This is a genomic window from Enterococcus xiangfangensis, from assembly GCF_005405365.1.
In the GTDB taxonomy this organism is placed as follows: domain Bacteria; phylum Bacillota; class Bacilli; order Lactobacillales; family Enterococcaceae; genus Enterococcus_A; species Enterococcus_A xiangfangensis.
Window position 1 is genome coordinate 68585 of sequence record NZ_BJDX01000004.1, and the last position, 25858, is coordinate 94442.

Below are 25858 nucleotides of genomic sequence, written 5' to 3' on the forward strand. Positions count from 1 at the left end.
ATGAGCAGATCGAAAAGGAGAGAATCAAGTGGGAAATGCATATTCCAGAGCCGGCGTGGATGTAGAGGCAGGTTATGAAGTCGTGGAACGGATCAAAAAGCACGTAAAAAGAACCGAACGTTTAGGCGTGATGGGGGCGATCGGCGGTTTTGGCGGATGTTTTGATTTAAGTCAATTCAAATTGAAAGAACCTGTTTTAGTATCGGGAACAGATGGTGTCGGAACTAAGTTAATGGTTGCGATTCAAGCGGACAAACACGATACGATCGGGATCGATTGTGTAGCGATGTGTGTCAATGATATCGTCGCACAAGGGGCAGAACCTTTGTACTTTTTAGATTATATCGCGACAGGAAAAAATGTACCAGCACGGTTGGAACAAGTCGTCGCAGGAGTAGCAGAAGGTTGTGTGCAAGCCGGAGCCGCTCTAATTGGTGGAGAAACGGCAGAAATGCCGGGAATGTACGCTGAAGCCGATTATGACCTAGCCGGTTTTACAGTCGGTATCGCTGAAAAAAATCAAATGATCACTGGAGAAAAAATCAAGTCAGGGGATCTATTGATCGGCTTGCCTGCATCAGGGATCCATTCCAATGGTTATTCACTAGTGCGCAAGATTTTCTTTGAAACGCATGGTTTTTCAATCGATGAAAAATTACCGGAATTAGCCGGCAAACTAAGCGATGAAATTCTGATACCAACAAAAATCTATGTTGACGCAGTTTTGCCGTTGGTCAAAAAAGAATTGATCAATGGAATCGCCCATGTGACCGGTGGTGGGTTTGTTGAAAATCTGCCGCGGATGCTGCCGGCCGATTTAGCATGTGAGATCGAATTAGGCTCATGGCCAGTTTTGCCAATTTTTAATGTTTTGGCAAAATATGGTGAAATACCCGAAATGGAAATGTACGAAATTTTTAATATGGGGATCGGTATGGTGTTAGCAGTCTCTCCGGAAAAACTGGCAGATTTACAAACGAATCTAAACAAAAGGGCTGAACCGTCTTTTATTATCGGTAAAGTAACAAAAAAACAAGAAGCTGCAATCATTTTTAAAGGAGCCAAGGAATGAGAATAGCCATTCTAGCCTCAGGAAATGGATCGAATTTTGAAGTAATTGCCCAAGCGGTCAAAGAAAAGAAGATCGCCGCTGAAATTGTTCTATTATTTTCGGATCATCATGATGCGTATGTATTGGAACGGGGGAAAAAATTTAAGATTGCTTGCGAAAGTTTTGAACTAAAAGAATTTCCTGGTAAGAAACAATATGAAACAGCTTTATTAGATTTATTGAAACAATACGAAGTGGAGTTAGTCGTATTGGCGGGCTATATGCGGATCATCGGTAAAGACTTGCTTGCCGCTTACCCGAATCGAATAATCAATATCCATCCAGCATTACTGCCTGATTTTCCAGGATTGCATGGAATCAAGGATGCGTATGAAGCTGGTGTGAAAGAAACTGGCGTGACAATCCATTATGTCGATAGCGGTGTAGATACTGGTCCAATCATTGCTCAAAAAGCAGTCCAAATCGAGAAAACGGATTGTTTGTTTGATTTAGAAACAAAGATCCATCAGGTAGAACATCAACTGTATCCGCAAGTTTTGGCGAAAATCGTGAAAAATGAGCGGTCTTAGTTAAAAGAGCTTAGAAAATTTTTTTGAATTTAATCGAAATCAGAACTGGTTTTTGATGGAGTTAGAAATATGAAAATAATTATAGTATCAGACAGGAGAATCAGAATGACAAGAGCATTGATCAGTGTTTCAGACAAAACGGGAGTTGTCGAATTTGCAAAAGAATTGGTCCAAGCGGGAATTGAAATCATTTCTACCGGCGGGACTAGAAAGGCTTTGATTGAAGCGGAGATTCCAACTTTGAGTATTGATGAAGTAACCGGCTTTCCGGAGATGATGGATGGTCGAGTGAAAACATTGCATCCTAAGATTCACGGCGGTTTATTAGCGCGGCGTGATTTGACAAGTCATCTGACTGCTATGAAAGAACAAGATATCCAGCCAATCGATTTTGTTTGTGTGAATCTTTATCCTTTTAAAGAAACGATTGAAAAACCAGCAGTAACTGAAGCAGAAGCAATTGAAAATATTGATATCGGTGGACCAAGTATGTTGCGTTCGGCAGCTAAAAATTTTGCTTTCGTAACGGTTGTGGTTGACCCGAAAGATTATGCTCTTGTATTGGCAGAAATAAAAAGTGGACAAGGGACTTCTTTAGCTACACGTAAACAGTTAGCGGCAAAAGTTTTTCGTCATACGGCTGCTTATGATGCTTTGATTGCAGACTATTTGACTAAACAGACAGCTGACAGCGAGCCGGAAAAATTGACGGCAACTTATGACCTGAAGCAGACATTACGTTATGGCGAAAATAGCCATCAGACTGCCGCATTTTATCAAAATGCGTTACCTGTTCCTTATTCGATCGCAAGTGCTCAGCAATTACATGGAAAAGCGCTGTCTTATAATAATATCAAAGATGCCGATGCCGCGCTTCGGATCATCAGAGAATTTGCTGAACCAACGGTTGTTGCGTTGAAGCATATGAATCCTTGCGGAATTGGCAGTGCTCCAACAATTTCAGAAGCCTATCAATTTGCTTATGAAGCTGATCCCACATCGATTTTTGGTGGAATTTTAGTCGCTAATCGTGAAATCGATCTAGCAACAGCAGAAGAGCTTCACAAATTATTTTTAGAAATCGTTATTGCGCCAAGTTTCAGTAAAGAAGCATTTGAAGTATTGGCAAGCAAGAAAAACTTGCGGCTGTTGACATTAGATTTTAGCGAACAAACAAGTAATCAGCCCGAAGTAGTTGCCGTTTTAGGCGGACTATTAGTTCAAGATCAAGATATCATTGAAGAAATTCCAACAGAATGGGAAGTCGCAACCGACCGTCAGCCGACTGAAAGTGAATTAAAGGCCTTAGCATTTGCTTGGAAGACAGTCAAACATGTGAAATCCAATGCGATTGTTGTAGCCAACGAACATCAAACAGTTGGTGTTGGTGCGGGTCAAATGAATCGTGTCGGTTCAGTTAAGCTTGCTTTGGAAGCCGCGAAAGGTCGGATGGATGGTGCAGTTTTAGCCAGCGATGCCTATTTCCCAATGGATGACAGCGTCGAGTATGCTGCTCAGCATGGAATCAAAGCAATCATTCAGCCGGGAGGAAGTATCAGAGACAACGATTCGATTGCGATGGCAAATAAATACGGTGTGGCGATGGTCTTTACAGGTGTGCGTCATTTCAGACATTAATTTGAGGAGGACTCCATGAAATTATTGATTATTGGCAGCGGTGGTCGTGAACATGCTATTGCAAAAAAGTTGTTGGTTAGTCCAAAAGTCAGCGCTGTTTTTTGTGCTAAAGGAAACATCGGGATGAAAAAAGACGGGATTCAATTAGTAGATATCTCTGAAGAGGATCATGAAGCACTAATCTTTTTCGCTCAACAAAATAAAATCGATTGGACTTTTGTCGGACCAGAGATTCCTTTACTTAACGGAATTGTCGATGATTTCCAAGCAGCAGGGCTCAAAATCTTTGGACCAAACAAAGCAGCCGCATGCATCGAAGGGTCTAAAGAATTTGCGAAAAAATTGATGGAAGATAATGATATTCCTACTGCCGATTACGAAGTGTTCACAGATTATCAAGCTGCGTGTGCGTATGTAAAAGAAAAAGGTGCACCAATCGTGATCAAAGCAGACGGACTGGCGGCAGGTAAAGGGGTAACAGTTGCGCTGACTTTAGCTGAAGCGCTGCAAGCTTTGACGGAAATGATGGCTGATCATCGTTTTGGTAAAAGCGGTGATAAAGTTGTAGTGGAAGAATTTTTAAGTGGTGAAGAATTTTCGTTGCTAGCATTTGTACGCAATGAGAAAGTGTATCCGATGGTAGTTGCTCAAGATCATAAACGAGCCTATGACGGTGATCGCGGACCAAATACTGGCGGAATGGGCGCGTATTCTCCTGTACCGCAAATTTCAACAGAAATAGTCGAATCAGCTGTCGAAAAAATTCTAAAGCCAGCGGCAGCAGGAATGGTAAAAAATCAAACACCTTTTACAGGGATTCTTTATGCAGGTTTGATCGCAACTGCGAATGGACCAAAAGTAATTGAATTTAATGCACGTTTTGGTGATCCGGAAACTCAAATTGTTTTGCCGCGACTAACAAGTGATCTTGCCGAAATAATCTCTGATTTGCTAAATGATCAAGAACCTGAATTGACTTGGAGTGACCAAGCAGTTGTCGGAGTCGTTTTAGCAGCTGAAGGCTATCCGGGAGACTATCAAAAAGGGCTGGCTGTTCCAGAGTTTGAAGATTTGACGGTTTATTATGCTGGAATAGTTGACGATCAAGGAATGATGCGATCTTCTGGCGGACGCGTCCTTTTGGCCGCTGCAGAAGCTTCGACGATTGCAAAAGCACAAAAGAAAGTTTATCAAGCGTTGATAAAAGCTGATACAACCGGGTACTTTTATCGTAAAGATATTGGCGCAAAAGCTCAAAAATAATTAAAAAACGGCCTTCGCGTCGTTTTTTTGTTGCCTTTAAGGAAGAGAATAAAAATGACAGGTTTCATTAAAAGTGTTAGACTTAACATGAAGAAAACATTAGAAAGGGCTGTGTCCTAGAAGAAAGAACAATTTGATTGTTATAGCTAGAAAAGAGGGACATTTATTAAAATTAATTTTATTTCAGAGCATAATGAAAGAGGAGAGAATCATGGAAAGGAAAGGATCCAAAGTTGATGAAAAGCATGAGTTGCAACTGATTTTGGCAGGACTGCCTAATTCTCAATATTTAAAAATATTATTGGCTCAAATCATGCGGCATTATGATCCTAAAATCAAGTACATTTTCCAAAAACAAACAGGTTGGCAGTTAGTAATTGAACAATATAATGGCTTGCTTTGCCGAATCAACATTCATAAAGAATATTTTTCTGTTATTATACCATTTCCAGAATTCGGCATAAGTTATCTCACCCCCATGGTGAAAGTGATGTCGAATGAATTCAAAGAAAAATTTGAAACCGTATCAAAAAATACACAACAAATCGAAATGAAAGTAATGAGTGAAGAAGAAATGGAAGATGTTATCTTTTTAGTTAGTCTACAAGCTAAAAAATTAAGAAAATTAGTAGTTTAAAAATTAATGTTCGTGTTTTGGCCTATTCGTTTTAAAAATAGCTTGCTTTTTAATTGGATATGTTGTAAATTACATAGGGCGATAACGCTCTATGTTTTTTTATCTTATTTACTGGAGGCCATTATGAAAGTATTTGATTACGAAGATATTCAGTTGATCCCTAATAAGTGTATCGTAAACAGTCGTTCAGAATGCGATACGACTGTTCAATTAGGCAAATTTAGTTTTAAGATGCCAGTAGTACCAGCCAATATGCAAACGATTATTGATGAAAGCATCGCAGAATTTTTGGCGGAGAATGGGTATTTTTATATCATGCATCGTTTTTATGAAGAAGAACGAATTCCTTTCATAAAGAAAATGCAGTCTCGCGGATTGTTTACATCGATCAGTGTTGGTGTAAAAGGCTATGAATATGACTTTGTCAAACAATTAGCTGAAGAAAAATTAAATCCTGATTTTATTACGATCGATATTGCCCATGGCCATTCCGATCCAGTGATCAATATGATCAAGCATATCAAAAAATATTTACCTGAAACCTTCGTCATTGCCGGAAATGTCGGAACTCCTGAGGCAGTCCGGGAATTAGAAAATGCCGGAGCAGATGCAACGAAGCTTGGGATTGGACCAGGGAAAGTCTGTATCACAAAAATCAAGACAGGTTTTGGAACTGGCGGCTGGCAATTAGCAGCTTTAAGCTGGTGTGCAAAAGCCGCTCGCAAACCAATCATTGCAGATGGCGGGATCCGTACCCACGGCGATATCGCTAAATCAATCCGCTTTGGTGCGACAATGGTCATGATTGGATCATTATTTGCAGGACACGAAGAATCGCCAGGAGAAACAAAAGTGGAAGATGGTGTCGTTTATAAGGAATATTTCGGCAGCGCCTCTGAATTCCAAAAAGGCGAAAAGAAAAACGTCGAAGGCAAAAAAATTTGGATTCCTTATAAAGGTTCGCTAAAAGATACATTAGTTGAAATGCAGCAAGATCTGCAATCATCCATTTCGTATGCGGGCGGAAAAGATTTGGAAGCCTTGCAAAAAGTTGATTATGTAGTTGTTAAAAATTCAATCTTTAATGGAGATACGATTTAGAGCGATTTTGATCGCTCTTTTTTTATGATCTATTCTATTGTTATTATAATTATAGAGAAAACTATCATTCAAAAACTGCAACTTTTCAGCCTATTGACAGCAATGAATGATTGGAGTAGCGTTAAATCATCCAATACTGAATGAGGAGATCCTATGTGGGAATTAGCAGAAAAAAAAACAACGCCGATTTATCAGCAGATTATTGAGCAAGTTATTACTTATATTCAAGACGGGACACTAAAACCAGGAGATAAATTACCAGCTGAGCGAAAACTTGCGGCATTTTATCAAGTGAATCGTTCAACTGTGGTACATGCCTTAGATGAATTAGTCAGTCTTGGCTGGGTATTGCGCCGGCAAGGTAGCGGAACGATTGTAAATGAAGGAAATTGGGGTCGAAGTACGACACCACGGGTCGATTGGCGAAGTTTGTTCACGCAAGAGTCCCATCCCAATGAACCTTTTTTAGAAAAAATCCAAGCATCGCTAAATGATCCAAGTGCGATGGATCTGTATTCTGGTGAATTACCGCTAGGGTTGATTCCAGATTTTCGGTTTCCTTCCTATACATGGGAAGAATTATTGTTAGAAGAGAAAAAACAAAGCCCTTTAGGCTACCGACCGTTGCAGCAAGTGATTTGCCAGCGAATCAAAGCCGAACAAAAAATCGATATCTCCTCCAATCAAGTCCTGATTACCTCTGGTGCACAGCAAGCGATGTTTTTGCTGCTACAAGTCATGTTGCAAAGTGGCGACAGTGTTGCGATTGAAGATCCCTCGTTTTTATATTCATTGCCGATTTTCGCTAGCGCCGGAGTCAAACTTTATGGGGTAGAAATGGATCGTGAAGGGATGCGCGTCGATAAATTGGAACAGTTGATTTTGACGAAGAAAATCAAGTTGATCATTCTTAATCCGACTTTTCAAAATCCTACCGGTTCAACAATGTCGAAACGGCGTCGAAATGAGTTGATCAAACTGAGTCAAAAATATCAGTTGCCGATCGTAGAAGATGAGGTTTTCAGTGAATTGAACTTTAGTGCGATCCCACCTTCATTAAAGGAGCTCGCACCGTATCAAGTAATCCATCTAGGATCGTTATCAAAGATTTTCGGCTCTTCAATCAAAATTGGCTGGGTCGTTGCAGATCAAGATTTGATACAGCGGTTGTCAGAAGCAAAACAGATGATGGATTTTTCCATTAGTATTTTCCCGCAAGTAATTGCTCATACTGCTTTGACAGATCCGCACTTTGAGAAAAATCAAGCGGCGTTAGTTGCAGCATTAAAACAACGAGCACAGGCATTTTGTGAAGAGTCCCAAGCAATTGCTGCAGATTGGAATGTTTCGAAAATCGAGGGTGGGATCTATGTCTATTTAACTTGGAGCCATCGCCATCTAACACGCAAAGATTGGGAAATTTTTTTGCGTGAAAAAATAGTGATTGCCCCAGCTTTTCTTTTTAGTAATGATACAATGGCCATGAGGGTAAATTATACTCGAATGACAGCAGAAATGCGTCAGCAGTTTTTTTTGAAATTGCAAACAATCTCAAATGAATTAAGGAGGAATTAGATGGAAGCATTAGAAATTATGAAACAACACCGGACCTATCGAAATTTCGATGAAACGTATCAACTGTCAAAAGAAGAGTTGCAAACGATTTTACAAGCCAGCCGTCAAGCGCCAAGTTGGATGAATGGTCAGATGTACAGCGTTATCGTTGTGAAAGATCGCGGGATCCGCGAGCAACTAGTTGCACTGAATCCGCGAAATCCGCATATGTTGCATAGTTCGGTGTTCTTAGTTTTTGTAGCTGATTTAAAACGAACTCAAAAAGTTGCAGAGCATTACCAAGTGGACTATCGAATCGATGAAGGGTTGGATTCATTGATCACAGCTGTTACAGATACCGCCTTAGCATTAGAAAACGCGGTGATCGCGACTGAAGCTTTAGGTTTAGGATCTGTAGTTGTTGGGAGTATTCGAAAAGACATTTCTGAGATTGGAAAGTTGTTGCAATTGCCAGATTATGTACTGCCAGTCGCAGGCTTGAGTATTGGAAAGCCCTCCGTAGAAATGCGGGTCAAACCCCGTTTGCCCAAAGAAACGGTGATCCACTATGATACGTATCAAGAGTATGATTACTCATTGATTGAAGAGTATGACGATACGATGGAGAAATTTGCTGAAGCCCGTGAAACCAAACGCTGGAGCAAAAAGTTTGCAGATTATTTTGAAAGTTCGCCAAATAAGCAAGTTGATGAGTTTCTGAAAGAAAACAAATTTTTTCAATCTTAAGTTTGACAGTAACGGATAAGTAACATATAGTTAAGAGGTAAATCTAAATAGTTGTTAGGTGAGGCTCCTATACGGACACAGGCTACTGCCCAAAAATGTCGAGAGACGCCAATGGGTAGAACAGGAATCATCGTGAAGGTGATTCATAACGTAGCTGACAATTTTGTCTACGCCCTATAGTGCTAAAGCTCGACGATGGTCATGAATGAATTTTTCGCGCGTGCTCATTTTCGAGTACGTGCTTTTTTTGTAGGTTTTTCTAGGTGAGATAGGTTGATGAAATTTTTATTTCACTTCGCAGCAGATTAAAAAACAGGATGCGGGTCACCGTTTAGTAAATGAAAGGATGTGAGGAAGATGGATCATGAAGACAGTCGACCCAAAAGTAACTATAACAGGGCGGCTCTGGTTGCCTTGAATCTTAGGAGGAACCATTATGATGAACAAAAAAAACCTTCTTGCTCGCAAAAGCAACAAAGACCAAGAATTGAAAAAATTAGCCATTTTATCTGATCGTGATCTTTTTCTAAATTTACGGACCTCATTGCAAGGATTGTCAGAAGAAGATGCGCAAAGCCGTTTGGAGGAATATGGTCCAAATGAAGTTTCGGCACAAAAACCTACACCAGGAATTCTATTATTATTACAAGCGTTCAATGATCCGTTCGTATATGTTTTGGCTCTACTAGCACTTGTTTCATTGCTGACCAATGATTTAGAAGCTGCGCTTGTAATGGTGATTATGATTTTAGCCAGTGTGGTGATCACATTTATCCAAGAATATCGTTCGCAAAAAGCCAGTATCGCATTAAAAGAAATGATCGAAAATACTGCAGCTGTCACTCGCAACGGTGAGACGAAAGAAATTCCGATGGACGAGGTAGTACCTGGCGATATTTTAACACTAGCAACTGGTGATATGATCCCTGCAGATGCTGTTTTAATCTGGACAAAGGATCTTTTTGTGAATCAGTCCTCACTGACGGGAGAATCGATGCCTGTTGAAAAATTTATTGCAAAAGATCAACAATTGACCGAAGAATTGACAGCGTTGGATCTAACAAATCTAGTTTTTATGGGGACAGATGTACTGAGTGGCCAAGGCAAAGCGATCATTTTAAAAACTGGTCAAAAAACGTTCTTTGGCGATATTGCAAAAAACGCAACTTCTAAACGCGGGAAAACGACCTTTGACATCGGTTTATCTAAAGTCAGCAAACTGTTGCTACAAATGGTCATGGTTTTATTTCCGTTAGTATTTTTGCTCAACGGCTTGACCAAGGGGGATTGGAGCAGTGCCTTCTTTTTTGCCATTGCTGTAGCAGTAGGACTGACTCCTGAAATGCTGCCTATGATTGTGAGTTCCAACTTAGCAAAAGGAGCTTTGACTCTTTCGAAACACAAAGTGATCGTAAAAGAACTGGCTTCGATCCAAAACTTAGGCAGTATGGATGTGCTTTGCACGGATAAAACTGGGACAATCACAGAAGACCGAGTAGTTCTCGTTCAGCATCTTGACCCATTAGGAAACGAAAACGAACAAGTATTAAATCTAGCTTTTATGAATTCTGCTTATCAAACTGGCTGGAAGAATTTAATGGATATAGCTGTAATCAATTATTTTGAGACCCAAAACCGGCATCTGCCGTATCAGAAGGTTCAAAAGATTGATGAGATTCCCTTTGATTTTTCTCGTCGGCGATTGACAGTCGTAATGAAAACAGATGAGCACCAGTTGATGATCACAAAAGGCGCAGTTGAAGAAATGGCTGCTGTTTGCAAATATGTTGAAGTCAATGGGGAAATCTCAGAATTAACACCGAAGATTCGCCAACAATTGCAAGCAGTCAATGAAAAGATGAACCGTCAGGGAATGCGGGTCATCACTGTAGCGGTCCGACGCGACGCTCATGATGACGCAATTTATTCGACGGAGGATGAACAAGACATGGTTTTGGTGGGGTTCATGGGTTTCCTTGATCCGGCTAAAGCTTCTGCAAAACCTGCGATTCGCTCGTTGCATCAACACGGGGTAGTGGTAAAAGTTTTGACGGGCGATAATGCGATCGTCGCACAAAAAGTCTGTCAAGATGTCGGGATACCTGCAGAGAACTATCTATTAGGCAATCAAGTCGACGCGCTATCGGATGAGGAATTGTATCAAGCAGCAGAAACAACTAATTTATTCGCCAAATTAAATCCAATGCAAAAAGCACGGATCATTGAATCGTTGCAAAGCAAAGGGCATACGGTTGGATTCATGGGTGATGGGATCAATGATGCACCGGCGTTAAGAAAAGCTGATGTGGGGATCTCAGTAGATACTGCAGCAGATATCACTAAAGACGCCAGCTCAATTATTTTATTAGAAAAAAGTTTAGGCGTTTTAGAAAACGGAGTGCTTGAAGGCCGTCGTGTATTCAGTAACATGATGAAATATATCAAGATCACAATCAGCTCCAACTTTGGCAATGTCTTCTCGATTTTAGTTGCTAGTGCTTTTTTGCCTTTCTTACCAATGTTATCGATTCAATTATTGTTGCAAAATTTAATCTATGATATCGCGCAACTGACGATTCCTTGGGACAATGTTGACGAGGAAGAATTGCAAATGCCGACAAAATGGGAGACAAAAGGTTTATTAAAATTTACAATCTGCATCGGACCAATTAGTTCGATTTTTGATATCGTTACTTTCTTAGTGATGTGGTTCACTTTTGGAGCAAACACAGTCGCTGCTCAAAATTTATTCCAAACAGGCTGGTTTATGATCGGTTTAACGACGCAAACGTTAGTCGTCTTAATGGTACGGACAAAGAAAATTCCGTTTATTCAAAGCCGACCAGCACCACAAGTTTTGATTAGTTTATTGCTGGCAGTCGCTGTAGGCGGTTTAGTAGTTTTGACCCCGATTGCAGACCAATTTGATTTTGTACACCTACCAAGTGAATATTGGCTATGGTACATCTTAATCGTTGTTGCATATATGATCGCAACCCAATTTGGGAAAATGATCTATATTAAAATTGCGAAAGAATGGATCTGAACTATAACAGAATGGTCTATGTTACCATTCTGTTTCTTTTTTTGTGAAAAAAGGACTTTTGTTTTTTTGAATCTCGAAGATACACGGCACCTTTTTTTGAAAATGACTTTACTTCGTGCGCTCGTGAAAGCGAGACCGACTCATGTTTTTTCTAGCTATTCAACTCTTTAAACGACTCAATAGAAAAGTTCTCCCTTCGAGAAAAGTATGCGGAAAAATTCACAAACGAAAAAAGTAAAGCGCTCTAATTTATTCGAAAAAAATGAGCAATTTGGTTGTCAAGTGCGGCTAAAAATGCTAATTTAAAGAAGAAGGCCCAATAGTAATGATACAGATTGAGTTACTGTTGTACTGATAACATGATTTAATTTACTTAAAGAGAGGAAAGTGTGACACCATGGCAGAAAAAAAGCTAACAATCGATTTTGAAGCCTTACTAAAAGATGTAAACGCGGATTTCCCCGTTTATCAAGCGCTGGATGAGGATGGAAAAGTTGTAAATAAAAATCTAATTCCTGATTTATCGGATGAGGAACTTGTTGAATTAATGACTTCTATGGTTTGGTCGCGTGTCTTGGATCAACGTTCGACTGCATTGAACCGTCAAGGACGTTTGGGTTTCTTTGCACCAACGGCTGGACAAGAAGCAAGCCAATTAGCAAGTCATTTTGCATTTGAAAAAGAAGACGTTTTATTACCGGGTTATCGTGATGTTCCTCAATTGATCAAACACGGATTGCCATTAGCTGAAGCGTTCTTATGGTCACGTGGGCACGTTGCTGGAAATAATTATCCCGCTGATTTGCAAGCATTGCCACCGCAAATCATTATCGGTGCTCAATATGTACAAGCTGCCGGTGTGGCTTTAGGATTGAAAAAACGTAATAGTAAAAATGTTGTCTTCACATATACTGGTGATGGCGGTTCATCACAAGGTGATTTTTACGAAGCTATCAACTTTGCTGGATCTTATCATGCAAACGCTGTATTTTATATCCAAAATAATGGGTTTGCGATTTCAACTCCTCGTGAAAAACAATCAGCTGCAAAAACATTAGCACAAAAATCAGTAGCTGCTGGAATTCCGGGTATCCAAGTCGATGGAATGGATCCATTAGCTGTATACTATGTTTCTAAAAAAGCACGTGAATGGGCAGCAAGCGGCAATGGTCCGGTACTGATCGAAACACTGACTTATCGTTACGGTCCGCATACACTATCTGGTGATGACCCAACTCGTTACCGGACAAAAGAATTAGACAACGAATGGGTGAAAAAAGATCCATTGATTCGTTTCCGTAAATACCTAACTGAAAAAGGTTTATGGTCAGAAGAAAAAGAAGAAAAAGTAATTGAAGAAACAAAAGCAGAAATTAAACAAGCAGTTACAGATGCTGACCGTGTACCAAAACAAAAAGTTTCTGATTTCTTGAAAAATATGTACGAAGTTCAACCACAAAATATCAAAGAACAAATTGAATTCTATGAAGCGAAGGAGTCGAAATAGTCATGGCACAAAAAACAATGATCCAAGCAATTACAGATGCCTTAGCTCTGATGCTTGAAAAAGATAAAGAAGTTCTGATTTTTGGTGAAGATGTTGGTAAAAACGGCGGGGTTTTCCGTGCCACTGAAGGTCTTCAAGAAAAATTCGGCGAAGATCAAGTGTTTGATACACCATTAGCTGAATCTGGAATCGCCGGACTTGCTTTTGGTTTAGCTTTACAAGGCTTCCGTCCTGTTCCCGAAATTCAATTCTTTGGTTTTGTCTTTGAAGCAATGGACGAAATCGTTGGACAAATGGCTCGTACACGTTACCGGATGGGAAATACACGGAATATGCCAATCACTATTCGCGCACCATTTGGTGGCGGAGTTCACACACCTGAATTACACTCAGACAACTTAGAAGGTTTAATGGCGCAATCACCAGGTTTACGAGTAGTTATCCCATCAAACCCTTACGATGCAAAAGGATTATTGATTGCATCTATTCGAAACAATGATCCTGTTGTGTTCTTAGAACATATGAAACTGTATCGTTCATTCCGTGAAGAAGTACCAGAAGGAATCTATGAAGTACCATTGGACAAAGCAGCGGTAACTAAAGAAGGTTCTGATGTTTCAATTATCACTTATGGCGCAATGGTTCGCGAAGCAATCAAGGCAGCCGATAATTTAGCAAAAGAAAATATCAATGCAGAAATCATCGACTTACGGACGGTAGCACCGCTTGATGTTGAAACAATCATCAAATCTGTTGAGAAGACAGGGCGAGTTGTCGTTGTGCAAGAAGCTCAAAAACAAGCGGGTGTTGCTGCACAAGTCATCTCAGAGATTTCTGAACGGGCAATTTTATCTCTAGAAGCACCAATCGGACGAGTTTCTGCTCCAGATACGATTTTCCCATTTGGACAAGCGGAAGGTATTTGGTTGCCAAACGCAGCAGATATTGAAGCAAAAGTAAAAGAAATCGTAGAATTTTAATTTAGAAGGAGCGAAAAAATATGGCTTACCAATTTAAATTACCGGACATCGGCGAAGGAATCGCAGAAGGCGAGATCGTCAAATGGTTCGTTAAAGCCGGCGACACAATCAACGAAGACGATACTTTATTAGAAGTACAAAATGATAAATCAGTAGAAGAAATCCCATCTCCAGTAACCGGAACAGTTAAGAACATCATTGTTGCTGAAGGAACTGTTGCAAATGTTGGTGATGTATTAGTAGAAATCGATGCACCAGGACATGAGGACAACGAAGGTGACTCAGGTGTTGCAGCAGAGGCACAAACTCCTGCTAAACCAGCTGCAGAACCAGCTGCCGGCAATGGCGGTGGCGTTTACCAATTTAAATTGCCAGATATCGGCGAAGGAATTGCAGAAGGCGAAATCGTTAAATGGTTTGTTAAAGCCGGCGATACAATCAACGAAGACGATACTTTATTAGAAGTACAAAATGATAAATCAGTAGAAGAAATTCCATCTCCAGTAACCGGAACAGTTAAGAACATCATTGTTACTGAAGGAACTGTTGCAAATGTCGGCGATGTTCTAGTTGAAATTGATGCACCAGGACACAATGACTCTAGCGCTTCAACTGAAGCAAGCGCAGCACCAGAAGCACCGGCAGCAGCTAGTGGAGCAACCGCAACAGTTGTTGAAGCAAGCAATCCTGACAAACGAGTATTAGCGATGCCATCTGTTCGTCAATATGCACGTGAAAAAGATGTTGATATTACACAAGTAACAGCTACTGGTAAAGGTGGAAGAATCGAAAAAGAAGATATCGATGCCTTTGTTTCTGGCGGCCAAGCTCAAGCAGCACCAGCTCAAACTCAAACAGCTCCTGCTTCTGCACCAGTCCAAGCTCAAGCTGAAAAACCAGCACAACCATTTACTTCTAACTTAGGCGAAATGGAAACACGTGAAAAATTGACACCAACACGTAAAGCAATTGCTAAAGCAATGGTTAACAGCAAGCATACTGCTCCTCATGTTACTTTGCATGATGAGGTAGAAGTTTCTAAATTATGGGATCACCGTAAGAAATTCAAACAAGTTGCCTTGGATAACGGCACAAAACTAACTTTCTTACCGTACGTTGTAAAAGCTTTAACTGCAACTGTTAAAAAATATCCAGTCTTAAATGCTTCAATCGATGATGCCGCACAAGAAATTGTTTACAAAAATTACTACAATATCGGTATCGCAACAGATACAGATCATGGATTGTATGTACCAAATGTAAAAAATGCTGATACAAAAGGCATGTTCAAAATTGCTGATGAAATCAATGAGAAAGCAGCTTTGGCTCATGATGGAAAACTAGCAGCAGATGATATGCGTAATGGTACAGTGACAATCTCAAATATTGGCTCAGTAGGTGGCGGCTGGTTTACTCCAGTAATCAACTACCCTGAAGTTGCTATCCTAGGCGTAGGTACGATTGCTCAACAACCAATCGTAGTAGATGGTGAATTAGCGGTTGGCCGTGTAATGAAACTTTCATTAAGCTTCGACCATCGCATCGTTGATGGCGCGACAGCGCAAAAAGCCATGAACAATATCAAACGTTTGTTGGCTGACCCAGAATTGTTATTAATGGAAGGATGATAAAAACATGGTAGTTGGAGATTTTGCCATTGAATTAGATACAGTTGTGATTGGTGCCGGACCTGGTGGATATGTTGCCGCCATCCGTGCAGCTGAAATGGGACAAAAAGTAGCGATTATTGAACGTGAATACATTGGCGGTGTTTGTTTAAACGTCGGCTGTGTTCCTTCAAAAGCGTTAATTTCTGCGGGGCATCATTATCAAGAAGCACTTGATTCTTCATTGTTTGGTGTTACTAGCGAAAAAGTTACATTAGATTTTGCTAAAACACAAGATTGGAAAGAAAATGGCGTCGTTAATAAATTAACGACGGGTGTAAAATTCTTGCTGAAAAAACATAAAGTAGAAATCATTGAAGGTGAAGCTTTCTTCGTTGATGATAAAACGTTACGTGTGATTCATCCAGATTCTGCTCAAACATACTCTTTCAACAATGCAATTGTCGCAACAGGTTCTCGTCCAATCGAGATTCCAGGATTTACATTTGGCGGACGGGTCTTAGATTCTACTGGCGGACTTGCTTTAAAAGAAGTTCCTGAAAAATTTGTAATCATCGGCGGCGGAGTTATCGGTGCTGAACTAGGCGGAGCGTATGCGAACTTAGGCTCTAACGTAACTATTCTTGAAGGCTCACCACAAATTTTACCAACTTATGAAAAAGATATGGTACAAGTTGTTGAGAAAGATTTCAAACAAAAAGGAATTAAAGTCGTTACTTCTGCAATGGCTCGTGAAGCAGTCGATAATGGTGATAGTGTAACTGTTCGTTACGAAGTCGATGGAAAAGAAGAAACAATTGATGCAGATTACGTAATGGTAACAGTCGGTCGTCGTCCAAATACAAATGACATGGGCTTAGAACAAGCTGGTGTCGAAATGACTGATCGTGGATTGATCCCAGTGGATAAACAAGGTCGTACAAATGTATCAAGTATTTACGCGATTGGTGATATCGTTCCCGGTGCTGCCTTGGCTCATAAAGCAAGTTATGAAGCAAAAATCGCTGCTGAAGCAATTTCTGGTAAAAAAGTTGCGGTTGATTACAAAGCAATGCCAGCTGTTGCTTTTACAGACCCAGAATTAGCCTCTGTTGGTATGACGATCAAAGAAGCAAAAGAGGCTGGACTTGATGCAAAAGCATTCAAATTCCCATTCTCTGGTAATGGTCGTGCATTGTCGTTAGGCAAATCAGAAGGTTTCTTGCGTTTAGTAACAACTGTTGACGATAATGTGATTATCGGCGCACAAATTGCTGGTGTTGGAGCAAGTGATATGGTATCTGAATTAGCACTAGCTATTGAATCAGGCATGAATGCAGAAGATATCGCATTGACGATCCACCCTCATCCATCTTTAGGTGAAATCGTGATGGATACAGCTGAATTAGCGTTAGGTTTACCAATTCATATTTAAAATAAAACGGATCTATTAAAACAATAAAATAGTTTTCTAGGCTGCAGATTGTCGATTGCTTATCGATGACTTGCAGCCTAATTTTTTTATTGAACTATGAGTAGATTCAAGGATATAAAAAGGTGGATTCTTAATTACTGTAATAACATGGAATATATTGAAAAAACAATTTAGAGTCTTTTAGAAGTTTTTAGAGAATGGATGGAATTTCTTTTGTTTCTTATAGCTTTGATTAAGTTTTTAAAAAGTTTTTTAAACGATTCGGCGTAATCAGAAACTAGAGAAATGCTGTGTAACCCATTTAGCGACTAAGATTGTCAACGAATTTTTTTGATCAAAGCTTTTCTTTTTATATGGTAAACTATCTTTAAGTGGGGTGTAGAAGAATGGCAAATTATAGTTATCCGATTGATGAAGATTGGACTCATGAGGAGTTGGCACTAGTAATCGATTTCTTCAACTTAGTTGAGGAAGCCAATGAAACGGGTGTAGAAAAAGTAGCTTTTTTAGCGGGCTATAAGAAATTTAAAACGGTTGTAAAAAGTATTGGCGAAGAAAAGAAGCTAGGGCGTCAATTTCAAGAAGTTAGCGGATATTCGATTTATCGAACGCTCCAGCAGGCAAAAGGCGCAACGGGTAAACGTTTTAAAATGTAGAGTGATAGACTACTCTTATTTTTTATCGATCAGTCGCAAGTTAGGGGGATAAGCTAGTGGAAAAAGAGATTATTAGTTGGATCTATGAGGCCGCAGAAAAAATAAAAACCGGATTGGGCTCAGCGCTGAAAGTCGATGAAAAATCTGATCGAACAGATTTAGTGACCAATGTCGATAAAGAAGTGCAAAATTTTCTTGTTGAAAAAATCAATACCTATGATCCAGATGCAAAGATTTTAGGCGAAGAAAATGGATTGGATCAAACGCCCATTGATGAAGGACGCGTTTTTGTAATCGATCCGATTGATGGCACGATGAATTTTGTGATGCAACAAGAAAATTTTTGTGTCATGGTTGCTGTTTATGAGGACGGAATCGGTCAGCTAGGCTTCATCTATGATGTGATGCGAGATGAACTTTTTTGGGGCGGAGCAAGAGTTGGCAAAGTCTTCTATAATAGGAAAGAAATCTCTGTTCCGAAGAATAAACAGTTGAAGCAAGGATTGATTGGGATGAATGCGGCGCTTTATCGCCATAATTTCCATCATGCACAAGATATCGGGAACAAGTCGATGGGGATTCGGATTTTGGGTTGTGCAGGACTTGAATTCATCGCCATGATCAAAGGGACCCAAATTGGTTATATCAGTATGCTGAGCCCGTGGGATTATGCTGCTGGAAAAATTATGATGGATCAATTAGGCATGCCATCATACGGCGCAGATCAACAGTCGTTGACTTTCCGTAAGCGTGAGCTTTTTATCGGTGGAACAGAAGCGGCAGTGAGGGAAATTCAGGCATTTAATCAGGAGAATCAGTAAAGAAATTATTTTTCTGAAAAAATGAAAATGTTTTACTAACACTCTTGCGATTTTTCTGTTATAATTGTCAATCGAGTGAGTCTCGCGCTACAAGAAAAGGAGCAATTAAATTGAAATACAGAGAAGATATTCGCAACGTGGCTATTATCGCCCACGTTGACCATGGTAAAACAACTTTAGTTGATGAAATGCTAAAACAATCTGATACCCTTGATAGCCATGTTCAGTTACAAGAACGGGCAATGGATTCAAATGCATTAGAAAAAGAACGTGGAATCACGATCTTAGCAAAAAATACAGCCGTAAACTATAAAGATTACAAGATCAACATCATGGACACTCCAGGGCATGCCGACTTCGGTGGTGAAGTGGAACGGATCATGAAAATGGTTGATGGTGTATTGTTGGTAGTGGATGCTTATGAAGGAACAATGCCGCAAACACGTTTCGTACTGAAAAAAGCATTGGAACAACATTTAACACCAATCGTGGTCGTTAATAAAATTGACAAACCTTCTGCTCGTCCGGAAGAAGTAGTTGATGAAGTGTTAGAATTATTTATCGAATTAGGCGCTGATGATGATCAATTAGACTTCCCAGTGATGTATGCTTCTGCAATCAACGGAACTTCTAGCTTATCAGATGATCCTGCTTCACAAGAAGCAACGATGGCTCCAATTTTCGACACGATCATTGAAAAAATTCCAGCACCAGTTGATAACAGCGACGAGCCATTACAATTCCAAGTATCATTATTAGACTACAATGATTATGTGGGTCGTATCGGAATCGGCCGTGTTTTCCGTGGAAAAATGAAAGTCGGCGACCAAGTATCTGTTATGAAACTTGACGGTTCGATTAAAAACTTCCGTGTGACGAAAATCTTTGGTTTCTTCGGTTTACAACGTTTAGAAATCTCAGAAGCAAAAGCAGGCGACTTGATCGCTGTTTCAGGGATGGAAGATATTTTCGTTGGTGAGACAGTGACACCTGTTGATCATCAAGAAGCATTGCCGGTTCTACACATTGATGAGCCGACTTTACAAATGACTTTCTTAGTTAACAATTCACCATTTGCTGGACGTGAAGGTAAATATGTGACTTCTCGTAAGATTGAAGAACGTTTGATGTCAGAATTGCATACCGATGTTTCACTACGCGTTGAGAATACAGAATCTCCTGATGCTTGGACTGTTTCTGGTCGTGGAGAATTGCATTTGTCGATTTTGATCGAAAATATGCGTCGTGAAGGTTATGAATTGCAAGTTTCTCGTCCAGAAGTTATCGAACGTATTGTCGACGGCGTAAGATGTGAACCGTTTGAACGAGTTCAGATTGACACACCAGAAGAATATATGGGTAGCGTGATTGAAGCGTTGGGTCAACGTAAAGCAGAAATGCAAGACATGATCCACTCAGGTAACGGACAGATCCGATTAGTCTTCTTAGCACCTGCTCGTGGTTTGATTGGTTTCACTACTGAATTCTTATCAATGACTCGTGGTTATGGAATCATGAACCATACTTTCGACCAATATTTGCCAATGATCCAAGGTGTAATCGGTGGACGCCGCAACGGTGCTTTAGTTTCTGTTGATAACGGAAAAGCAACGACTTACTCAATCATGAGTGTAGAAGAACGCGGAACAGTTTTCGTTGAACCGGGTACAGAAATCTATGAAGGAATGATCGTTGGTGAAAACAGCCGTGATAAAGACTTAGGTGTCAACATCACGAAAGCAAAACAAATGACTAACGTTCGTTCTGCAAATAAAGACCAAACATCAGTTATCAAAAAACCACGGATCTTATCTTTAGAAGAATCGTTGGAATTCTTGAACGATGATGAATATTGCGAAATTACACCAGAATCAATCCGTCTGCGTAAACAACTTCTGAATAAAGCAGAACGTGAAAAAGCAGCGAAAAAACGCAAAGTAGCTGAATAATTATCTTGAGACCGCACGTTATAGTGTGGTCTTTTTTTAATTTAAACGAAAGAGTTTTTTTGCTTTTTAAATGATAAAAAACCGTTATGTTTCATATTCGCGATTTGTTTCACAGGATGAATGGATAAAAAAACTGATTTTTCGCGTTTTCAGCTGAAGTTTCTTGTTTGTAATCTTTATGTAATATTTGATTGGTTGTGTAAAAGTCAAAACCCGAACGAAGAGTTTAGAAAAAGCTTAGTCTCACGTTTTTTTTCCCTCTTTGAAATTTTTCTATGTTATAATGTTGAAATCAAGATAGGAGATAGGAGGGAAGCAAAATGGAAAATATTTCTTCTGATTTTGCCGTGAAGGTGTTACAAGAGGATGCTGACCGAATCAAACGATTGATTCGTAATCAAACGAATAGTTTATGTATCGCTCAATGTAAAGCTTTCGAAGAAGTCGTTGATACGCAAATGTATGGCTTCTCGCGTCAAGTCTTTTTTGCTGAAAAGGTAGGTATCTTGAAGCAAGGAGAAGGGCAGCGAATGCTTAGTGAATTAGAAGCTGAATTGAATCGTCTATATACGGAATTATACGAAACTCGTCAGGATCTGACGGATACCGGCTGGGAGGCTTAGCCGTTGCCTAGTAAGATAAAGAAACGTCATTTTTTAGATTATAGTATTTTGCTTCCATATTTAATTTTAACTGTGATCGGCTTGATCTTTGTTTATAGTTCAACTTCCTATTTATTGATTACAAATGATGCAAACCCCGCCAGCTTGGTGATGAATCAAGGGATTTTCTGGGGGCTAAGTTTAATCGTAATTAGTTTGATGTACAAGATGAAAACAGATGTATTGAAGAGTCAGCAGTTGATTATTTCTGCGACGTATTTGATTCTTGCACTGTTGATTGTTGTCTTTTTTATTGGGGATGAGGTCAATGGAGCAAAAGGTTGGATTCGGATCGGTTCTTTCAGTATGCAGCCGGCGGAATATTTGAAAATCATGGTTGTTTGGTACCTATCCTATATTTTATCCAAGCGCCAAGAAACGATTCAAGACAATTTTGTCACGGATATGAAGCGCCCATTGTTGTTAGTTTTTGCGATGATCTTTTTAGTCGCAGTACAGCCTGATATGGGAAACGCAGCGATCATTACATTGTTAGCGTTGATTTTGCTTTTAGCTAGCGGGATCAATTGGGTCTACAGCCTGATTGTCGGCGGAGCAGGGATCATCGGTAGTTTTCTTGCAATCGAGTTTTTAACTCGTTTTGGAGAGAAAATATTTCCAGAGAAGCTACAATATATTGTCAGTCGTTTTGAGAGCTTCAAGAATCCTTTCAAGTATGAGTTGGATCAAGGGCATCAAATGGTCAATGGGTACTACGCGATGTTCAATGGCGGCTGGTTTGGCCGTGGATTAGGCAATAGTATTGAGAAAAAAGGTTTTTTAAGTGAAGCTCATACGGACTTCATTTTTTCTATCGTAATAGAAGAAGTTGGTTTGATCGGTGCTTTGGTTATTTTAGCAATTTTGATTTTTATGATTGCACGAATCTACTTGGTTGGGATTCGTTCAAAAAAACCTTTCAATTCATTGATTTGTATCGGAATTGGAAGTTTGTTGTTATTACAAGTTTTTATTAATCTTGGTGGTATTTTAGGAATTATTCCATTGACCGGGATCACGTTCCCGTTTTTGAGTCAGGGAGGAAACAGCTTACTTGTATTGTCAGTCGGCGTGGCATTTGCACTGAATATCAGTGCGGATGAAAAGCGGACGAAACTAGCAATCGAGTATGAATACTTAAAAAGTCAGGAGTAAAGTATATGAAAAAAGTTTTGGTAGCAAATCGAGGAGAAATTGCAACACGAGTCTTTCGTGCGTGTAGTGAATTAAACATTAAAACGGTAGCAATCTTCGCAGAGGAAGATCAATATTCCGTTCACCGCTTCAAATCTGATGAAGCTTATTTAGTCGGTAAAGGTAAAAAACCGATCGATGCTTATTTAGATATCGAGGACATCATTCGGGTAGCTAAAGAAGCGAATGTGGATGCAATCCATCCTGGGTACGGCTTCCTTTCTGAAAATTTAAAATTTGCGCAGCGTTGTCGTGAAGAGGGCATTATTTTTGTCGGTCCTGAATTGCACCATTTAGATATTTTTGGTGATAAAATCAAAGCGAAGTCTGCCGCACTAGAAGCTGGAATTCCGTCAATTCCGGGTTCTGATGGCCCGGTCGATACGATTGAAGGCGTCTTGGACTTCGCTCAATCCCATGGCTATCCAATCATGATCAAAGCGGCTTTAGGCGGCGGCGGTCGCGGTATGCGAGTAGCTCATGATGAAAAAGAAGCACGCGAAGGCTATGAACGTGCCAAGAGCGAAGCGAAAGCGGCTTTTGGGAATGATGAAATCTATGTTGAAAAATATGTTGCCAATCCTAAACATATCGAAGTTCAGATTTTAGGGGATACACACGGAAATGTTCTACATTTATTTGAACGTGATTGTTCCGTTCAGCGTCGTCATCAAAAAGTCGTTGAAGTGGCACCTTGCATTTCTTTGAGTCCAGAACAACGTGAGAAAATCTGTCAAGCAGCGGTTCAGTTAATGAAACATGTCGGCTATGTCAATGCAGGAACAGTTGAATTTTTGGTTGAGGGCGATAATTTCTACTTTATTGAAGTAAATCCACGAGTTCAAGTTGAACATACAATCACTGAGCTGATCACTGGAATTGATATCGTTACTTCTCAATTAATGATTGCTGAAGGAAAAAATCTGCATACAGAGATTGGTTTGCCAAAACAAGAAAATCTTAAAATGTCTGGAGCAGCTATCCAGTGCCGGATAACAACGGAAGATCCGTTGAATGGGTTTATGCCTGATACAGGTAAAATTGATACGTATCGTTCACCAGGTGGTTTTGGCGTACGTTTGGATGTTGGGAATGCTTATGCCGGCGCAACGGTGACTCCTTACTTTGATTCATTGTTAGTAAAAGTATGTACGTATGCATTGAGTTTTGATCAAGCGATTGAAAAAATGCAGCGGTGTCTGATCGAGTTCCGGATCCGCGGTGTCAAAACCAATATCCCATTTATGCACAACGTCATTAGTCACCCTGTTTTCCAAAGCGGAGATGCAAAAACAACATTTATCGACAATACACCTGAATTGTTTGAATTTCCTCGGATCCGCGACCGCGGAAATAAAACAATGCGTTATATTTCTGAGATTACGGTCAATGGTTTCCCAGGGATCGAGAAACAAGAAAAACGTTACTTTGAAACACCACGATTACCAAAAGTTGAAAAAAAACAAATGATCACAGCTAAAAATATTTTAGATCAAAATGGTCCTGAAGCAGTAGCTAAGTGGGTCAAAGAACAAGACTCAGTCTTATTGACAGATACGACTTTCCGCGATGCCCATCAAAGCTTATTAGCAACCCGCGTTCGAACACATGATTTATTGAACGTCGCACAAGCAACTGGTGAAGGAATGCCTGAGTTGTTCTCAAGTGAGATGTGGGGCGGCGCGACATTTGACGTAGCGTATCGTTTCCTAACTGAAAATCCATGGAAACGACTAAAATTATTACGCAAAGCAATGCCGAATACTTTATTGCAAATGCTTTTCCGCGGGTCAAATGCAGTCGGCTATTCAAACTATCCAGACAATGTATTGGAAGAGTTTATTAAAGAAGCCGCTCATAATGGAATTGACGTCTTTAGAATCTTTGACAGTCTGAACTGGATTCCCCAAATGGAAAAAAGTATCCAGTATGTTCGTGATGCGGGGAAAATTGCTGAAGGTACGATCTGTTACACTGGCGACATCTTAGATTCAAGTAGAACAAAATATAATGTTCAATACTATAAAGACATGGCTAAAGAATTGGAAGCAATCGGTGCTCATATGATCGCGATCAAAGATATGGCCGGATTATTAAAACCTCAAGCTGCTTTCCATTTGATCAGTGAATTAAAAGAGACCACGGATCTGCCTATTCACTTGCATACGCATGATACCGCTGGAAATGGGATTATCACGCTTTCTGCGGCCGTTAAAGCAGGGGTAGACGTTGTCGATGTTGCAACGAGTGCCATGAGTGGAGCAACAAGTCAGCCAAGTATCAGCAGTTTATATTATGCTTTGCAATACGGCGATCGTACACCGAAAATAAACTTGAAAAACGTTCGTCAGTTGAACCATTATTGGGAAGATGTGCGTCCATATTATGCAAGTTTTGAAAATGGAATCGTAGCTGCTCAAACAGAAGTCTACGACCACGAAATGCCGGGTGGACAATATTCAAATCTGCAACAGCAAGCAAAAGCAGTTGGTTTAGGCGACAAGTGGGATGAAATCAAAGAGATGTATCGTACAGTCAACATGATGTTTGGTGATATCGTAAAAGTGACGCCGTCTTCTAAAGTAGTTGGCGATATGGCGTTGTTCATGGTTCAAAATGATTTAACTGAACAAGCTATTTACGATCACGGGGATGAATTAAGTTATCCTGATTCCGTAGTGAGTTTCTTCCAAGGCGAACTTGGTCAACCGGTTGGTGGGTTCCCTGAAAAACTTCAACAAATTATTTTACAAGGACGCCCAGCGATGCAAGAACGTCCAGGAAAATTGGCTAAACCAGTTGATTTTGGAAAAGTAAAACAAGAATTACAAGAGTTGATTGGCTTTGAACCAAGCAAAACGGATGTTTTAAGCTATTTGATGTATCCGCAAGTATTCTTGGATTACCAAAAAGCTTATGCGCAATTTGCCGACGTTACGTTACTAGATACACCAACCTTCTTTGCAGGGATGCGACTTGGTGAAACAATCAATGTCCAGATCGAAAAAGGGAAAATATTGATCATTCGCTTAGATGAGATCGGTGAAGCGGATGTCGAAGGAAATCGGACATTGTTCTTCAACTTAAATGGTCAACGTCGTGAAGTCGTTGTGAAAGATGCATCGATCAAGAGTGCTGTTCAAACAAAACGGAAAGTTGAACCAACAAATCGTGAACAAATCGGCGCGACAATGACGGGTTCTGTGTTGAAAGTCCTAGTCAAAAAAGGCGACCATGTCGAAAAAGGCCAACCATTATTGATTACCGAAGCAATGAAGATGGAAACATCGATCGATGCGCGGTTTGCTGGTAAAGTCTCTCATTTATATGTTGAAGAAGGCGAAAGTATCGATTCTGGTGATTTATTGATTGAAGTAAAGGAAAAATAATCTATAGTTAAAGTAGTGGTTAGGAGTGTGA

19 protein-coding genes and 1 riboswitch are annotated in these 25858 nt (G+C 40.0%); all 19 genes read left to right on the plus strand.

Annotation, left to right across the window (positions count from 1 at the left end; all coding sequences use genetic code 11):
• Positions 1 to 28 precede the first annotated feature (28 nt).
• The 19 genes from purM (at position 29) to FFM68_RS06220 (ending at position 25827) form a co-directional block, all read left to right on the plus strand.
• Positions 29 to 1072, plus strand: coding sequence for a phosphoribosylformylglycinamidine cyclo-ligase (gene purM / locus FFM68_RS06130; protein WP_137618545.1), 1044 nt, complete (start codon positions 29 to 31; stop codon positions 1070 to 1072).
• On the plus strand, positions 1069 to 1641 hold the full coding sequence (gene purN / locus FFM68_RS06135; RefSeq protein ID WP_137618546.1) for a phosphoribosylglycinamide formyltransferase: 573 nt from the start codon (positions 1069 to 1071) through the stop codon (positions 1639 to 1641). Before purM ends, purN begins: the two co-directional genes overlap by 4 nt.
• Positions 1642 to 1746: 105 nt before the next feature.
• Positions 1747 to 3279, plus strand: coding sequence for a bifunctional phosphoribosylaminoimidazolecarboxamide formyltransferase/IMP cyclohydrolase (gene purH / locus FFM68_RS06140; RefSeq protein WP_137618547.1), 1533 nt, complete (start codon positions 1747 to 1749; stop codon positions 3277 to 3279).
• Between the two features lie 15 nt (positions 3280 to 3294).
• Positions 3295 to 4542 carry a phosphoribosylamine--glycine ligase gene (purD, locus tag FFM68_RS06145; RefSeq protein WP_137618548.1) on the plus strand — a complete coding sequence of 416 codons (1248 nt, stop codon included), beginning with the start codon at positions 3295 to 3297 and terminating at the stop codon, positions 4540 to 4542.
• 211 nt (positions 4543 to 4753) lie between these two features.
• On the plus strand, positions 4754 to 5179 hold the full coding sequence (locus FFM68_RS06150) for a DUF3788 family protein (protein WP_137618549.1): 426 nt from the start codon (positions 4754 to 4756) through the stop codon (positions 5177 to 5179).
• Between the two features lie 123 nt (positions 5180 to 5302).
• Complete coding sequence (guaC, locus tag FFM68_RS06155; RefSeq protein ID WP_137618550.1) at positions 5303 to 6280, plus strand: GMP reductase; 978 nt, start codon at positions 5303 to 5305, stop codon at positions 6278 to 6280.
• A gap of 153 nt (positions 6281 to 6433) precedes the next feature.
• A complete protein-coding gene (locus FFM68_RS06160) occupies positions 6434 to 7855 on the plus strand; it encodes an aminotransferase-like domain-containing protein (protein WP_137618551.1) in 1422 nt (473 codons plus the stop codon).
• Positions 7856 to 8581: a nitroreductase family protein gene (locus FFM68_RS06165; protein ID WP_137618552.1), complete on the plus strand. Its 726-nt coding sequence runs from the start codon at positions 7856 to 7858 to the stop codon at positions 8579 to 8581.
• Between the two features lie 43 nt (positions 8582 to 8624).
• Positions 8625 to 8788: riboswitch (M-box (ykoK) riboswitch) on the plus strand.
• Between the two features lie 232 nt (positions 8789 to 9020).
• Positions 9021 to 11627 (plus strand): magnesium-translocating P-type ATPase, encoded by a 2607-nt coding sequence (gene mgtA, locus FFM68_RS06170; RefSeq protein ID WP_137618709.1) that lies wholly within the window; start codon positions 9021 to 9023, stop codon positions 11625 to 11627.
• A gap of 397 nt (positions 11628 to 12024) precedes the next feature.
• Complete coding sequence (gene pdhA / locus FFM68_RS06175) at positions 12025 to 13134, plus strand: pyruvate dehydrogenase (acetyl-transferring) E1 component subunit alpha (protein ID WP_137618553.1); 1110 nt, start codon at positions 12025 to 12027, stop codon at positions 13132 to 13134.
• Between the two features lie 2 nt (positions 13135 to 13136).
• Positions 13137 to 14114, plus strand: a complete 978-nt coding sequence (locus tag FFM68_RS06180) for an alpha-ketoacid dehydrogenase subunit beta (RefSeq protein ID WP_137618554.1) — start codon at positions 13137 to 13139, stop codon at positions 14112 to 14114.
• A 20-nt stretch (positions 14115 to 14134) separates the two neighbouring features.
• Positions 14135 to 15742: a dihydrolipoyllysine-residue acetyltransferase gene (locus tag FFM68_RS06185; RefSeq protein ID WP_137618555.1), complete on the plus strand. Its 1608-nt coding sequence runs from the start codon at positions 14135 to 14137 to the stop codon at positions 15740 to 15742.
• A 7-nt stretch (positions 15743 to 15749) separates the two neighbouring features.
• Complete coding sequence (gene lpdA, locus FFM68_RS06190) at positions 15750 to 17156, plus strand: dihydrolipoyl dehydrogenase (protein ID WP_137618556.1); 1407 nt, start codon at positions 15750 to 15752, stop codon at positions 17154 to 17156.
• A gap of 386 nt (positions 17157 to 17542) precedes the next feature.
• Entirely contained in the window at positions 17543 to 17812 is a 270-nt protein-coding gene (locus FFM68_RS06195; RefSeq protein ID WP_137618557.1) for a UPF0223 family protein, read from the plus strand.
• A gap of 56 nt (positions 17813 to 17868) precedes the next feature.
• A complete protein-coding gene (locus FFM68_RS06200; RefSeq protein ID WP_137618558.1) occupies positions 17869 to 18633 on the plus strand; it encodes an inositol monophosphatase family protein in 765 nt (254 codons plus the stop codon).
• A gap of 110 nt (positions 18634 to 18743) precedes the next feature.
• Positions 18744 to 20582 (plus strand): translational GTPase TypA, encoded by a 1839-nt coding sequence (gene typA / locus FFM68_RS06205; RefSeq protein WP_137618559.1) that lies wholly within the window; start codon positions 18744 to 18746, stop codon positions 20580 to 20582.
• Between the two features lie 320 nt (positions 20583 to 20902).
• Positions 20903 to 21205: an Fpa/YlaN family protein gene (locus FFM68_RS06210; protein ID WP_137618560.1), complete on the plus strand. Its 303-nt coding sequence runs from the start codon at positions 20903 to 20905 to the stop codon at positions 21203 to 21205.
• Positions 21206 to 21208: 3 nt separating this feature from the next.
• Positions 21209 to 22399, plus strand: coding sequence for an FtsW/RodA/SpoVE family cell cycle protein (locus FFM68_RS06215; protein WP_137618561.1), 1191 nt, complete (start codon positions 21209 to 21211; stop codon positions 22397 to 22399).
• A gap of 5 nt (positions 22400 to 22404) precedes the next feature.
• A complete protein-coding gene (locus FFM68_RS06220; protein WP_137618562.1) occupies positions 22405 to 25827 on the plus strand; it encodes a pyruvate carboxylase in 3423 nt (1140 codons plus the stop codon).
• Positions 25828 to 25858 lie beyond the last annotated feature (31 nt).

Bases quoted from the DNA above. Each gene is read 5' to 3' on its own strand.
- purN (WP_137618546.1), top strand. From the start codon at position 1,069: ATGAGAATAGCCATTCTAGCCTCAGGAAATGGATCGAATTTTGAAGTA.
- purH (WP_137618547.1), top strand. From the start codon at position 1,747: ATGACAAGAGCATTGATCAGTGTTTCAGACAAAACGGGAGTTGTCGAA.
- purD (WP_137618548.1), top strand. From the start codon at position 3,295: ATGAAATTATTGATTATTGGCAGCGGTGGTCGTGAACATGCTATTGCA.
- FFM68_RS06150 (WP_137618549.1), top strand. From the start codon at position 4,754: ATGGAAAGGAAAGGATCCAAAGTTGATGAAAAGCATGAGTTGCAACTG.
- guaC (WP_137618550.1), top strand. From the start codon at position 5,303: ATGAAAGTATTTGATTACGAAGATATTCAGTTGATCCCTAATAAGTGT.
- FFM68_RS06160 (WP_137618551.1), top strand. From the start codon at position 6,434: ATGTGGGAATTAGCAGAAAAAAAAACAACGCCGATTTATCAGCAGATT.
- FFM68_RS06165 (WP_137618552.1), top strand. From the start codon at position 7,856: ATGGAAGCATTAGAAATTATGAAACAACACCGGACCTATCGAAATTTC.
- mgtA (WP_137618709.1), top strand. From the start codon at position 9,021: ATGAACAAAAAAAACCTTCTTGCTCGCAAAAGCAACAAAGACCAAGAA.
- pdhA (WP_137618553.1), top strand. From the start codon at position 12,025: ATGGCAGAAAAAAAGCTAACAATCGATTTTGAAGCCTTACTAAAAGAT.
- FFM68_RS06180 (WP_137618554.1), top strand. From the start codon at position 13,137: ATGGCACAAAAAACAATGATCCAAGCAATTACAGATGCCTTAGCTCTG.
- FFM68_RS06185 (WP_137618555.1), top strand. From the start codon at position 14,135: ATGGCTTACCAATTTAAATTACCGGACATCGGCGAAGGAATCGCAGAA.
- lpdA (WP_137618556.1), top strand. From the start codon at position 15,750: ATGGTAGTTGGAGATTTTGCCATTGAATTAGATACAGTTGTGATTGGT.
- FFM68_RS06195 (WP_137618557.1), top strand. From the start codon at position 17,543: ATGGCAAATTATAGTTATCCGATTGATGAAGATTGGACTCATGAGGAG.
- FFM68_RS06210 (WP_137618560.1), top strand. From the start codon at position 20,903: ATGGAAAATATTTCTTCTGATTTTGCCGTGAAGGTGTTACAAGAGGAT.
- FFM68_RS06220 (WP_137618562.1), top strand. From the start codon at position 22,405: ATGAAAAAAGTTTTGGTAGCAAATCGAGGAGAAATTGCAACACGAGTC.